12 protein-coding genes and 1 tRNA gene are annotated in these 13,646 nt (G+C 61.1%); 4 read left to right on the top strand and 9 right to left on the bottom strand.

The annotated features are described in order from the left end of the window. Positions 1 to 15 precede the first annotated feature (15 nt). The 6 genes from murJ to rplU all read right to left on the bottom strand — a co-directional run bounded on the left by murJ (position 16) and on the right by rplU (position 5,294). Positions 16 to 1,581 carry a murein biosynthesis integral membrane protein MurJ gene (murJ, locus tag Q0931_RS11615; protein ID WP_299260457.1) on the bottom strand — a complete coding sequence of 522 codons (1,566 nt, stop codon included), beginning with the start codon at positions 1,579 to 1,581 and terminating at the stop codon, positions 16 to 18. Between the two features lie 139 nt (positions 1,582 to 1,720). Then, positions 1,721 to 1,987, bottom strand: a complete 267-nt coding sequence (gene rpsT, locus Q0931_RS11610) for a 30S ribosomal protein S20 (RefSeq protein ID WP_299260455.1) — start codon at positions 1,985 to 1,987, stop codon at positions 1,721 to 1,723. Between the two features lie 117 nt (positions 1,988 to 2,104). Next, a complete protein-coding gene (proB, locus tag Q0931_RS11605) occupies positions 2,105 to 3,256 on the bottom strand; it encodes a glutamate 5-kinase (protein WP_299260453.1) in 1,152 nt (383 codons plus the stop codon). A 36-nt stretch (positions 3,257 to 3,292) separates the two neighbouring features. Further along, positions 3,293 to 4,501: an Obg family GTPase CgtA gene (gene cgtA, locus Q0931_RS11600; RefSeq protein ID WP_299260451.1), complete on the bottom strand. Its 1,209-nt coding sequence runs from the start codon at positions 4,499 to 4,501 to the stop codon at positions 3,293 to 3,295. 195 nt (positions 4,502 to 4,696) lie between these two features. Further along, positions 4,697 to 4,954, bottom strand: a complete 258-nt coding sequence (gene rpmA / locus Q0931_RS11595) for a 50S ribosomal protein L27 (protein ID WP_299260449.1) — start codon at positions 4,952 to 4,954, stop codon at positions 4,697 to 4,699. Positions 4,955 to 4,985: 31 nt separating this feature from the next. Next, entirely contained in the window at positions 4,986 to 5,294 is a 309-nt protein-coding gene (gene rplU / locus Q0931_RS11590) for a 50S ribosomal protein L21 (protein ID WP_299260447.1), read from the bottom strand. 375 nt (positions 5,295 to 5,669) lie between these two features. Here rplU and Q0931_RS11585 point away from each other — a divergent pair, with 375 nt between their 5' ends. The 3 genes from Q0931_RS11585 to Q0931_RS11575 all read left to right on the top strand — a co-directional run bounded on the left by Q0931_RS11585 (position 5,670) and on the right by Q0931_RS11575 (position 7,775). Beyond that, positions 5,670 to 6,608: a polyprenyl synthetase family protein gene (locus Q0931_RS11585; protein WP_299260445.1), complete on the top strand. Its 939-nt coding sequence runs from the start codon at positions 5,670 to 5,672 to the stop codon at positions 6,606 to 6,608. Between the two features lie 63 nt (positions 6,609 to 6,671). Continuing rightward, positions 6,672 to 6,748: transfer RNA gene (locus Q0931_RS11580), tRNA-Pro, on the top strand. Positions 6,749 to 6,896: 148 nt separating this feature from the next. Further along, positions 6,897 to 7,775, top strand: coding sequence for an MBL fold metallo-hydrolase (locus Q0931_RS11575; RefSeq protein ID WP_299260443.1), 879 nt, complete (start codon positions 6,897 to 6,899; stop codon positions 7,773 to 7,775). Between the two features lie 36 nt (positions 7,776 to 7,811). Here the strand turns inward: Q0931_RS11575 and Q0931_RS11570 are convergent, their stop codons facing one another. Together Q0931_RS11570 and Q0931_RS11565 are read right to left on the bottom strand one after the other, a co-directional pair. Next, positions 7,812 to 8,351: a GAF domain-containing protein gene (locus Q0931_RS11570; RefSeq protein ID WP_299260441.1), complete on the bottom strand. Its 540-nt coding sequence runs from the start codon at positions 8,349 to 8,351 to the stop codon at positions 7,812 to 7,814. A gap of 131 nt (positions 8,352 to 8,482) precedes the next feature. Beyond that, positions 8,483 to 9,358 (bottom strand): D-amino-acid transaminase, encoded by an 876-nt coding sequence (locus Q0931_RS11565; RefSeq protein ID WP_299260439.1) that lies wholly within the window; start codon positions 9,356 to 9,358, stop codon positions 8,483 to 8,485. 271 nt (positions 9,359 to 9,629) lie between these two features. Between Q0931_RS11565 and Q0931_RS11560 the strand changes: the two genes are divergently transcribed. Next, positions 9,630 to 10,589 carry a rhodanese-related sulfurtransferase gene (locus Q0931_RS11560; RefSeq protein WP_299260437.1) on the top strand — a complete coding sequence of 320 codons (960 nt, stop codon included), beginning with the start codon at positions 9,630 to 9,632 and terminating at the stop codon, positions 10,587 to 10,589. Between the two features lie 43 nt (positions 10,590 to 10,632). On the opposite strand, the gene glnE is transcribed toward Q0931_RS11560, so the two are convergent. Further along, positions 10,633 to 13,578 (bottom strand): bifunctional [glutamate--ammonia ligase]-adenylyl-L-tyrosine phosphorylase/[glutamate--ammonia-ligase] adenylyltransferase, encoded by a 2,946-nt coding sequence (glnE, locus tag Q0931_RS11555; protein ID WP_299260435.1) that lies wholly within the window; start codon positions 13,576 to 13,578, stop codon positions 10,633 to 10,635. Between the last annotated feature and the right edge of the window lie 68 nt (positions 13,579 to 13,646).

The raw sequence follows: 13,646 nt of genomic DNA, 5'->3' as shown, positions 1-13,646 counted from the left end.
TCCAACGGACAGGCATCAGCCGCGCAGTTTGAAATGGCGCACACGTACTCCGGCAAGTCCCAGCCAGGTAAAGTAGACTGCCAGAGCCGCGACGATCAGGCCCAGCAATACCGCAAGACGCTGCTCGATCCCCCACGCAAGCCATTGCTGCCAATCGGGCGTCAACCACCAGAGCCCGCCGGTAAGCAGCACACAGCCCACCAGCAGCTGCAGGGACAGCCGCCCCCAGCCGGGCTGAAACTTCAGCACATCACGCCGTAGAAGGCCACGCCCCAACAGCAGCGCATTGAGCCAGGCCGACATGGCTGTCGCCAGCGCCAGCCCCGCATGCGCCAGCGGCCACATCAGGATCAGATTGAAAGCCATGTTGGCTACCATGGCAATGATCCCGATCTTGACCGGCGTCCTGGTATCCTGACGTGCGTAGTAGCCGGGCGCCAGCACCTTGATCAGCATGAAGGCGACCAGACCCAGGGCGTAGGCGCGCAGACTGCGAGAGGCCATGACGATGTCGTGATCGGTCATCGCCCCATAGTGAAAGAGCGTGATCAGAAGCGGCTCGGCCAGCACGATCAGCGCCAGCGCCGCCGGCAGCCCGATCAGCAGCACGGCGCGAATACCCCAGTCGATCATGCGGGCAAAGTGCGTGGGATCGTCACTGGCATGCTGGCGTGACAGGGCCGGCAGAATCACGGTGCCGATCGCGATACCAAACACACCAAGCGGCAGCTCCACCAGTCGGTCGGAGTAGTAAAGCCATGAGACGCTGCCGCCCACCAGTATGGATGCCAGCACGGTATCGAGCAGCAGATTGATCTGCGATACCGATACCCCAAACATGGCCGGGCCCATCAGGCGCAGGATGCGACGAACGCCGGTATGGCGGAAGTTGGGGCGCAGGCGCGGCAGCAACCCCAGCCGCATCAAGAATGGAATCTGAAACAGCAGCTGTGCAATGCCTGCAATCAACACGCCCCAGGCCAGCGCCATGACCGGCACGTCCAGCAGTGGCGCCAGCCACAGCGCCGCCCCGATCATCGACAGATTCAACAGCACGGGGGTAAAGGCCGGCACGGCAAAACGACCGTAACTGTTGAGCACGCTGCCCGAGAAGGCCGTCAGCGAAATCAGCAGCAGATAGGGAAAGGTCAGGCGCAGCATCTCGGCCGTCAGCGCCAGCTTGCCGTGCCCGTCATCATGAAAGCCCGGTGCAAAGACCCAGACCAGCCAGGGAGAACACAGTACCGCCAGCACCGTAATGCCCAGCAGGACCACGGCAAGCGTCCCGGCCGTGGCATCCAGCAGCTCTCTGACCTCCCGACGCTCGCGCTGAGAGGCATACTCCGACAATACCGGCACGAAGGCCTGGTTGAAGGCGCCCTCTGCAAAAAGGCGACGCAGGAAGTTGGGAATCCTGAAGGCGATAAAGAAGGCGTCAGCACCACTGCCGGCGCCAAACAACGTGGCCACGACCACATCACGAGCCAGACCCAGCACCCGTGACAGCATGGTCATGGCGCCTACCACCATGCCCGAGCGCAACAGACCAGCGCCCTTTTTCCCGCTCACTTCAGCACTCACGAGATATGATCTCCCCACCTGAAAAGGACCACATGATGATCCCTGTCTTTCATCGCGGCATTGCCCGGATACGCAAAAAACCGGCCGAAGCCGGTTTTTTTGCAGGTACTGCTGTCTATAACAGGGCGTTTCCCTGTTATCAGGCAGCCAGCGCCTTGATACGCGCGTTCAGACGGCTCTTGGTACGAGCGGCGCGATTCTTGTCATAGGCATGCTTGTCGGCAATGCGGTCGATCACACGCTGTGCAACGCGGAACTCGGCCATGGCGGCACTGTGATCGCCACTGTTGATTGCCTTGATAACACGCTTGATGTGCGTGCGAACCATGGAACGCTGGCTGGCATTTTTCTGGCGGCGGCGCTCGGCCTGAACGGCGCGCTTGCGAGCCTGACGGGTATTGGCCATCGTCTACTCCCTGGAGTGTTGACGTTGATGAATTTTGATAAAAGTGCCTCTTGGGCGGGCACCTTCACAAGAGAGGCGGCATTCTAGCAGCGCCCCCGAAGCAATACCAGCCCCCTGTCAGGGGTCGCGAAGGATCACCATGTTGTCACGATGAATGAGCTCGGGGGCCTCGATGTAGCCCAGATGCGCCACGATGTCATGGGTCGGCACGCCCAGTATCCGCCCGGTATCCTGAGCATCGTAATTGGCCAGCCCCTTGGCAATCGGCTCGCCGTCGCCATCTACACACAGCACCATGTCGCCGCGACGGAAGTTACCTTCCACGGCCGTCACCCCTACCGGCAAAAGGCTTGAGCCCCGCTGACGAACGCGGGCCACGGCCCCCTGGTCCAGTGTCAGCGTACCACGCACCTGCAGCTGCCCGGCCAGCCAGCGCTTGCGGGCGGTCATTGGTGCATGTTCCGGCACCAGCAGCGTACCGATGTCCTCGCCTTCAAGAAGACGTGACAGCACCCGAGGCTGGCGACCGCTGGCAATCAGTGTCAGTGCTCCGGAGCGCGCGGCCAGTCTGGCGGCACGAATCTTGGTCGCCATGCCGCCCCGACCCAGCTTGCCGCCATCACCGGCCACGGCCACCCAGCGCGGATCATCCGCCTTGCCCTCGCTGATCAGCTGCGCCTCGGCGTCCTTGCGAGGGTCGGCGTTATAGAGGCCTTCCTGATCAGTCAGAATGATCAGGGCATCGGCTTCCAGCAGATTGACCACCAGCGCGCCCAGCGTGTCATTGTCGCCAAAGCGAATCTCATCGGTCACGACCGTGTCGTTTTCGTTGACGATGGCCACCACGCCCAGATCAATCAGGGTACGCAGGGCCGAGCGCGCATTGAGATAGCGCTTGCGGTTGGATAGATCATCATGGGTCAACAGGATCTGCGCGGTGCGAATATCAAAGCGGGCAAAGTTGTCCTCGTAGCTGCGCACCAGTCCGGTTTGTCCCACGGCAGCGGCGGCCTGCAGATCGTGAAGCGCACTCGGGCGGACCTGCCAGCCCAGCCTGACCATACCTTCGGCCACGGCACCGGAAGAGACCAGCACCACTTCAACGCCGCGTCGATGCAACTCGGCGAGCTGATCCACCCAGCCACCGATGGCCGCTTCATCCAGCCCGCGCCCATCGTTGGTCAACAGCGCACTGCCGATCTTGACCACTACCCGACGCAGCCCCGTCATCTGACGACGACTGCCTGCCGCTACTGCCTGTTTCGTCATCGCGCTCTCCAGCTCCGGTGTCATGCCCGGCAGGCATCAGGGCTGATATTCCACTTCGACGTCGAAATCATCATCGTCGAAGTCATCGTCATCACTATCGCCACTGTCGATATCACGCCTCTGGCGGCCGGCCATGAAGGCCATGCGAGCCTCGGTACGCGCCACGGCCTCGGCTTCCATTCGCTCACGAATGGCGCGCATGCGTCCGGCATAACCTTCATCCTCCTGCTCGAGCTGGCGCTGCTCAACAAGCCAGCGATGCACGGCCTGTACCAGAGCATCGGTGCCCTGCCCGGCAATGGCAGAAATACGAAAGATCGGGCCGTCCCAGTTCAAACGCTCGACAATCCGCTCAAGCATTGCTTCGCGGGTATCATCATCGACCAGATCACACTTGTTGAGCACCAGCCAGCGCGGGCTTTCGGCCAGCGTCGGAGAGTATTGCTCAAGCTCATGAATGATCTTTTCAGCCGACTCGACCGGATCACTTTCATCAAAGGGCGCCACATCGATGACATGCAGCAGAAGGCGCGTGCGGGTCAGATGCTTGAGAAAGCGAAGCCCCAGGCCCGCACCGTCGGCGGCGCCCTCAATCAACCCCGGCACATCGGCCATGACAAAGTGCTCGTGGAGCCCTAACTTGACCACGCCCAGATTGGGTACCAGCGTCGTGAACGGATAGTCCGCCACCTTGGGGCGCGCCGCGGACACGGAGCGGATCAGGGTCGACTTGCCGGCATTGGGCATGCCCAGTAGCCCAACATCGGCCATCAGCTTGAGCTCGAGGCGCAGTTCCCGGCGCTCGCCTTCGCCTGACGGCACGCTCTGACGCGGGGTACGGTTGGTCGAGGACTTGAAGTGCACGTTACCCAGCCCCCGGCGCCCACCCTGGGCCACCTTGAGCTGCTGGCCCACAGCCGTGATGTCACCAATGACCTCGAGGGTTTCAACATCGATGATGGTCGTCCCGACCGGCACCTGCACGATCAGATCCTCGCCCTTGCGGCCGTTCATCTGACTGCCGCGTCCAGGCTGCCCGTTGGGTGCCTTGTGAAAGCGCTGAAACTTAAAGTCGATCAGCGTATTGAGCGACTCATCACCGACCAGGATGACACTGCCGCCGTGACCACCATCGCCACCGTCCGGCCCGCCACGCGGCACGTACTTTTCGCGGCGAAAGCTGACGCAACCACTGCCACCGTTACCGGCTTCCACCGTGATCGAGGCTTCATCGACGAACTGCATGCCACTACTCCCGGCGACTCGTCGCCCTGTATACAAAAATCATGATCGAAAAATAAAGGACTGTCGTCTAAATCCATGCCGTGGCGATTATATTACGCCCGGCATGGCCCGAGAGCCCATGGGCTTGTTCTTTCGACGAACCCACATGATAAAAAAAAGCCCCGCCTGAGCGGGGCTTTTGAGCAGTCAGCAGTCTCAGGCGGAGACGATGCTGACGTGCTTGCGCTTTTTCGGACCCTTGGTCTCGAACTTCACCTGACCGTCGCGAAGCGCGAACAGGGTAAAGTCACGACCGACGCCGACGCCTGTACCAGCGTGGAAACGGGTGCCACGCTGACGAACGATGATGCTGCCGGCAGAGGCTTCCTGACCACCGAAGAGCTTCACGCCGAGACGTTTGGACTCGGAATCGCGACCGTTACGGGTACTGCCTGCGGCCTTCTTGTGAGCCATGAGTATGACCTCCTGAAAATGCGGAAAACGCTTACGCAGTAATTCCGGTGATTTTGACTTCAGTATACCACTGACGGTGGCCCTGACGCTTCATGCTGTGCTTGCGGCGGCGGAACTTGAGGATGTGAACCTTCTCGCCGCGGCCGTGAGAGACGACCTCTGCCTTGACAACAGCGCCCGACACCAGCGGTGCACCGATCTTGACGTCGTCACCGCCCACCATCAGCACCTGATCGAAATCGATGCTGTCACCGGTGGCCACATCCAGTTTTTCCAGCTTGAGGCGCTGGCCTTCCTTGACGCGATACTGCTTGCCGCCGCTCTTGATTACTGCGTACATGGAATTCTCCAATTGACTCATCCGGTTGGCTGCTTCATCGACCTGTGGCAAGTGGCTCAAAACTCGCGTTCAATCAAGGAGTACGAGCCATCTTACAGGGAGCACGATGAGTTAAGGGCGCGAATTATAACCGCCCGCGCGGGGCAACTCAAGGCCCGGCATGATGCATCTTGACGCCCATGAAGGGGTTACCTAGCATACCGGGCATCCATGCCGCTTCGACGCCCAAAGGGCCTTCGAGAAGACTGCCCGGCAAACCCAAGCCCCCTGTTGTCCTGCCGGCCCGGGCCCATGCCTGCAGGGAATAGAAGCCCGAGGTTCACTGTGAACAGCCAAGTCGTTTCACCCAGCGTCTCCAGGACCCATGAACCCGTCATGGAAGACTTTGCAGCTGTTGACCGCACCATTCGCGCGCAGCTTGCCTCCCATGTCCCCCTTATCGAAACGATCGGCAACTATATTATCGAAAGCGGTGGTAAACGCGTTCGCCCATTGCTGGCCCTTCTATCGGCCAGAGCACTGGGATATGAAGGTCAACAGCACATCACGCTGGCGGCTCTGATCGAATTCATGCATACCTCGACGCTTTTGCATGATGACGTCGTGGATGAGTCCCATCTGCGCCGCGGTCGCGCCACGGCCAACGATACCTGGGGCAATGCACCTTCGGTGCTGGTCGGCGATTTTCTCTATTCGCGCTCGTTCGAAATGATGGTCGAGGTCGGCTCGATGCCGATCATGGCCGTTCTCTCCAACGCCACCTCCATCATCGCTGAAGGCGAAGTGCTGCAGCTGACCAATATCGGCAATGCCGACATTGACGAAGCCGCCTACTTCGACACCATTCAGGGCAAGACCGCGATGCTGTTCGAGGCGGCCTCCCATACCGGCGCCATGGTGGCCGGTGGCACCGAAGCCCAGATCGAGGCCCTCAAGCTCTATGGTCGCTATCTGGGACTGGCCTTTCAGCTCATTGACGATCTGCTGGACTATCAGGGCAATGCCAGCGAAATGGGCAAAAACGTGGGCGACGATCTCGCCGAGGGCAAACCGACCCTGCCCCTGATTCGCGCCATGGTCGTGGGCAGCCCGGCACAGGCCAACGTGGTCCGTCGCGCCATCAGTGAAGGCGGGCTTTCCTATCTCGATGAAGTGCTGGCCATCGTGCGGGACACCGGCGCACTGGAGTACACTCGTCAGCGCGCCCATGAGATGGTGGATCGCGCACTCGAGCAGCTCACGCTGCTGCCGCCATCGCCGTATCGCGAGAGCCTTGAACTGCTGGTCCGCCAGGCCGTGGACCGTCACGCCTGAGAGGGCTTGCATTACCTGAAACACGCAGTATAATGCGCACCGTCATGACGAGCTCATGACACTCGGAATATAGCTCAGCTTGGTAGAGCGCTGCCTTCGGGAGGCAGAGGTCGTAGGTTCGAATCCTGCTATTCCGACCAGATATTCAAGGCGCCTGTCTTCACCGACAGGCGCTTTTTTTATGGGCGAATTTCCGTCCGGCCTGACCGGACGTTGACACGCCCGGGGCTGGCGATCTCACTGCGACACGCTATGCTGGCCCCATCGATATTCATGACTGGAGGTCCCGTGAACGATAGCCTGTTTCCCAATCAGCAGCCTGCCAATGTCCACCATCTGCGCGTCGGCGAGATTGTCGTCACCACGCTGATGGATGCCTATATGCAGGGATCACTGGAGCTGATCCAGCACGTTGATGCCTCGCGCGCCGAAACGCTTCAGGCACAAAGCCTGCGCCCCACTCCGCCACGCATCACGCTCAACGCCTATCTGCTGCACATCGGTGATCAGCGCGTACTGGTGGATACCGGATTCGGCGCACTGGCCGGTGACGAGGGGGCCCGCATGACACAGGGGCTGGCCGACATTGGCGTGCTGCCTGACGCCATCGATGCCGTTTTGATCACGCATCTGCACCCGGACCATATCGGTGGCCTGATCACCTCGGGCGATCAGCCGGCCTTTGCCAACGCGCGCATTCTGGTACCGGGCGAGGAGCTGGATTTCTGGCAGCAACCAGCGCCAGCTGATGCCTCCGACATGTTTGCCCAGCAGTTTGACGCGGCCCACCGCGTACTCGAGATCAATCGTGACCGGATCGAGCGTATCGACAGTGATCAGGTCATGGACGGCGTCACCCGCATTGCCCTGCCGGGCCATACGCCGGGACATAGCGGCTACCTGATCGAATCCGGCGAAGAAAGGCTGCTGCTGTGGGGCGATATCGTACACCTGCCGCAGATTCAGCTCCCAGAACCCAATGCCGGCGTTTTATTCGATGTCGACGGGGAACGGGCCGTAGCGACACGCAAGGACATCCTTGCGCGCGTGGCGAGGGAAAAACTCATGGTGGCCGGCCACCATCTGGATTTCCCCGGTATTGGCCACATTGTGGAAGACACGCAGGGCTATCGCTTTTTGCCCCATGTCTGGTCGCCCACACTCTGATATCAGTAAAATGCCCCGACCATGGTCGGGGCATTGTCATTGGGAGATGCCTGCCAGAGAGGATGCCATCGTCTCATCGCCGGATCCTTCCATTTCACGTGCCACGTATGCGGCAAAATCGATCAGCAACCGTCGGTCACGATAGCTCATCGGGCGCGGCCTGTGATCGATAATACATACCGCGCCCAGCGGCTCTCGCCATGATGACCGAATCACCGCGCCGGCATAAAACCGCAGCGCCATTTCACCGGTGACCAGCGGGTTATCACAAAAGCGTTGATCAATCAGGGCATCCTCGACCACCAGAATATGGCCTGCCTCGATCGCGTGACTGCAGAAGGTAATCTCTCGGGAAATCTCCTCAATGCCTTCCAGACCGACTGCCGACTTGAACCAGACCCGTTTGTCATCCACCAGCGAGATCATTGAGATCGGTACGTCAAAATCACGTGCCAGAAGCCGGGTAATGACGTCAAAACGCTCCTCACGTGGCGTTCCAGGTACTCCGAGCCCTTTCAACGCCGCCAGCCGCCGCCTTTCCTGTTCCTGCTTCCAATGCGTGTATCGATTCGGCACGTCGATGCTTCTCAAGAGCAGCGCCTGCGACTTTTGACTTCCCGGCGCGCTCAATTCCATTACCCGATACTTCATGGCGTCCTGTATCGACCGGGCAGCGCGTAACTGAATCGCGGCGCAAACATTTCAGGCTATGCCTGCTCCTGCCCGGCATCCAGTGACTGAAGGCTTGCCTCGATATAAAGACGACGCAGGGCTCTGGCGATATTTCCCGGCTGCCCCTCGCTCACCGGGCGCTGATCGATCGACACGACCGGATACACCAGCGATGTGGCCGAGGTCATGAAGGCCTCACGGGCGTTTTGCGCCTCCTTAATGGTAAACCCGCGCTCCTCGACCTTCATGTCATGCTCCCTGGCCAGCTGCATGACGGTACGACGGGTGATGCCATGCAAAAGCGAGCGAGACAGCTCTCGAGTGATCAGCGTGTTGTCATGATCAACGATCCAGGCATTGCTGGAAGAACCCTCGGTCACCAGCCCCGACTCCACCAGCCAGGCATCATCGGCCCCGCGCTTTTTGGCCTCCATCTTGGCCATGGACGGATACAGCAACTGAACCGTCTTGATATCGCGACGACCCCAGCGCATGTCGGGCAGGGAGATGACCTTGAGCCCCCGTTCGGCCAACGGGCTGTCGATGATCGGCTTTTGCTGGGTAAAGGCCACCAGCGTGGCCGGCGTCTGTGCGTCGGGGTAGGCAAAGTCCCGATCGGCAACGCCACGGGTGACCTGCAGATAGACCAGCCCTTCCTGCAGATCGTTTTTATCGATGAGTTGACGATGAATGTCACGCAGGGCGTTGTCGTTGAGCGAAAGATGCATGTTCAGCTCATTGAGCGAGCGGTGCAGACGCGCGGCGTGCCCCTCGAAATCCACCAGCCTGCCCTTGAGCACGGCCGTCACCTCATAAATGCCGTCGGCAAACAGAAAGCCGCGATCAAAGACGGAAACGCTGGCTTCGCTTTCCGGTACGTACCGGCCATTGACGTAGACTGTTCGAGACATGAGTCCTTCCACTGTACGTTGACCTGCGCCATAAGCGCACAGGTGTTGCGTTGTTGTCAGGTCATTGCATGACCCGGTGTCCTGATGATATCAGTGCTGCCGGAGTGCTGCGCGATGTGACCGGGGCGCGACTTTCCCACCAATGATACCTGCCACCAGGGGCGGGAGGTGCAACCGGCCGGTCGGATGCGTAAAATACGCGCCGCAGTCCATTCGGGACTGTAACGCCCCCTGGTCCGCCCCTTGCGAGGGCGACTGCCTGGAGAATTGCATGACACCCTCTGATCTACCCGACGAGGGCCCCATTGTGGTGGCTGCCCTCTACAAGTTCGTCTCCCTGCCCGATTATGAGGCGCTTCGCGAGCCGCTGCTCGAAGCCATGCGCACCAATGACGTCAAGGGGACGCTGCTGCTGGCCGAGGAAGGCATCAATGGCACCGTGTCCGGCACACGAGACAACATCGATGCGTTGCTGGTCTGGCTCAAAAGCGACCCGAGGCTGACGGATCTCGAGCACAAGGAATCCCGGGCGCAGGAGCAGCCGTTTTACCGCACCAAGGTCAAGCTCAAGCGCGAGATCGTGACGCTGGGCGTGGACGGCGTTGACCCCAATCGGCGCGTGGGCACCTATGTCGAGCCCGAGCAGTGGAATGAACTGATCAGCGACCCGGAAGTGCTGCTGATCGATACGCGTAACGACTACGAGGTCGAAATTGGCACGTTTGAAGGTGCCGTGGATCCGAAAACCCGCTCGTTTCGCGAGTTCCCCGACTACGTGAAGTCCCATTACGACCCCGCCAAACACAAGAAGGTCGCCATGTTCTGCACCGGCGGGATTCGCTGTGAAAAGGCGTCCAGCTACATGCTGGCGCAGGGGTTCGAGGAGGTCTATCACCTCAAGGGCGGCATTCTGAAGTATCTGGAGACGGTCCCCGAGCAGGAATCGCGCTGGCGTGGCGACTGCTTCGTCTTTGATAACCGGGTGACCGTGCGCCATGACCTCAAAGAAGGCGAGTTTGACCAGTGTCATGCCTGCCGGCGGCCTATCTCAGCAAAAGACCAGCAGTCAGAGTATTACGAACCGGGCATCAGCTGCCCACACTGCTGGGACAGCCTTCCCGAGAAGACGCGTGCAGGCGCCCGCGAGCGTCAGCGCCAGATCGAACTGGCAAAGGCACGCGGAGAAGCCCACCCCATCGGTCGCGACCCACGTACCGGCCAGAACCACTGAGCCAGAATCAGGCCATCGCACCGGGCCGCCCAACAGGGCGGTCTTATGGGTCAATGGACGCCTGAGCACTATTGAAGGTTTCCCCATCGGATTCGAGATAGCGCTGCCAAAGGGCCTGTACGGCCTGGCGGTGCTCGACGAACCCAGCCTCCGGCACCAGCGCTCCGGCACGCGTCAATGCCCCACGGTGGCTGGCATCACGGTAGGCAAGCCAGGCCTTGCGCAGCTCTTCGGCGCCTTCAAACGGCAGATGGCCGGACGACTCCAGTGTCTCCAGAATGCGCATGTTGTCGGTATAGGTCAGCAGGGCCTTCTCTTTATGCGCCATGGCCAGCACCGCAAACTGGTTCATGAACTCGATGTCGACCATGCCGCCCGGGTCCTGCTTGAGATGAAACCAGCCGGCACTGCGGGACTGCTGGCTGCTGCCCAGGTGCTGACGCATCTTCTCCCGCATGGCGACCACTTCCCGCTTGAGCGTGTCCATATCGGGCTCGCTGGAAAGCGTCTCGCGGCGAATCTCCTCAAAACGGCGAGCCAGCACCGGGCTGCCGGCAACGCCACGGGCGCGTACCAGCGCCTGATGCTCCCAGACCCAGGCCTCACGGCGCTGATAGTCGGCAAAGGCTTCCAGCGATGACACCAGAAGCCCCGAATTGCCCGACGGGCGCAGGCGCATGTCCACATCATAGAGCACGCCGGCCGGCGTTGTGGTGGTCAGCATGTGGATGATGCGCTGACCCATTCGGGCGTAGAAGACCGGATTGTCGAGACTGCGCGAACCATTGGTACTGCCGCGCGGGTCGGCGTCATGCAAAAAGACCAGATCCAGATCGGAGCCATAACCCAGCTCGATACCCCCGAGCTTGCCATAGCCCACCACCAGAAAATCGACGTCGTCGGCACCGGCATAACTGCCGTCGCGCCGGCGAGGATAGCCATAGCGCGCTGTCAGCCCCTGCCAGGCCAGATGCACGATAGCCTCCAGCACCACCTCGGCAATCATGGTCAGATGATCGCTGACTACCATCAGCGGGCGCGCACCGGCCACATCGGCCGCCGCCACATTGAGCACGCGGGCATGACGAAACAGACGCAGTGCCTCGAGCTGGCTCTCTTCGTCATTGGGCGGTAGTCGTGACAGGGTCTGGCGCAGCTCGTCCTCGAGCTCGCTGCGCTCGGGGGGCGTATAGAGATTGCGCGGATCCAGCAGCTCATCGAGCAGTACCGGATAGCGTGCCAGCTGTTCCCCGATCCAGGCACTGGCACTACACAGGCGAACAAACTGCGCCAGCGCGTCGGGATTTTCCTTCAAAAGCGACAGATAGGCCGTGCGGCGCAGTACCGACTCCACCAGCGCCAGTACCCGCTCCAGCGTGATATCCGGCGTTTCGGTGCCGGCAACGCTGGACAGCAGCACCGGCATCAAGGCCTCAAGGCGCTCAAAACCAATACGCTGCATGCTGGTCACGGCGCGTCCATGGCGCAGCTTGAGAAGCCGTTCCCGGGCCCGGGGAGGGTCGCGAAAGCCGGACTCGGATAGAAGGGCAATCGCGGCCTCATCATCAAAGGCCTCCTGCCAGAGCGCCCGCCACTCTTCCAGCGCGCCGGCCTCGATCAGCTCGTGATCCTCCTCTTCGGGCGGGGCGATCACCTCATCGAATCGCTCGCGCACCCGACGGCGCACCTCATCAAGGTCCGCGACCAGCCCTTCCCAGTGCGCATGGCCCATGGCAAAGGCGATCCGGGCGCGAGGAAGATCCTCATCGGGCAGCGACTGGGTCTGGCGATCCTCCAGCCCCTGCAGGGCGTGTTCAAGATCGCGCAGAAAGACATAGTCGGCCTGCAGGGCGCGCACATCATGGCGTGACATGATTTCAAGGCGCTCAAGCTCGGTCAGCGCCCGCTTGAGCGAGGGCGTCTGCAGCTCGGTCACGCGCCCACCGCGAATCAGCTGAAAGGCCTGAACGACAAACTCCACCTCGCGAATACCGCCGGCCCCCAGCTTGATATCGTCCTCGCGCCCGCGCCGTCTCACCTCGCGATTGATCAGCGCCTTCATCTCGCGCAGCGATTCGATTGCCCCGAAATCAATGTATTTGCGATAGACAAAGGGTCTGAGTTCGCTCAAAAGACGCTGGCCGGCCTCGAGATCGCCGGCCACCGGACGCGCCTTGAGCATGGCGTAGCGCTCCCACTCACGTCCCTGGCTCTGATAGTAGGACAGAAGGCTGGCGAAGCTGCCGGTCAGCGGTCCGCCCTCGCCCAGCGGCCGCAGTCGCATGTCAACGCGAAAGACAAAGCCGTCGGCCGTAATGGCATCGAGTGAGGCGATGACCTTCTGGCCCAGCCGGGTGAAATACTCCTGGTGTTCCAGGGTGCGCTCGCCACCCCGGGTCTGGCCCTTTTCGGGATAGGCAAAGATCAGATCGATATCGGAGGAGAGATTGAGCTCGCCGGCGCCCAGCTTGCCCATGCCCAGCACCACCATGCGCTGAGGCCGGCCGTCGCTGTCCGGTGAAGGCTCGCCATAGCGTGCGGCAAGCGCCCTTTCGTGCCAGCGCAGCGCCGCCTCCATGCAGACCTCGGCCAGACGCGACACGGCCGCTGCGATGCCCCAGGCATCGGCGTAATCGTTACGGTCACGCCAGATGATCGCCACCATGCGTTCCCGTCGAAACCGTCGCAGTATCCGCTGCAGATCTGCCTCGGTGGCCGCACCGTCAAGGGCACTGTCGAGCCAGCTTTCCAAGGTTTCCCGGCCAGGGGCTGCGACAAGTTCTTCGTGTGACAGCAGGCGATCGAGCATGACGCCATCGTGTGAGAGGGCCCGGGCCACAAAATCGCTGGCCGTGATGGTCGTGACCAGTTCGCGCAGGCGCTCTTCGCCCAGACGTGCCAGCAGGGCCTCATCAAACGTCTCAAGAGTACGACGGGCCTGGGACTGCAGTACTTCAGGCAGGCCTGTCAGGGCGGCTTGCAGGGACATGGAAGGGCCTCTATTTGATCCGTTACCTGTCAGCATAACGAAGATTGCAGTCCGAGCCATCACCCCGC

Source organism: uncultured Kushneria sp. (genome assembly GCF_947497025.1).
GTDB lineage: Bacteria > Pseudomonadota > Gammaproteobacteria > Pseudomonadales > Halomonadaceae > Kushneria.
This window is presented reverse-complemented; position numbering and strand designations above follow the sequence as displayed.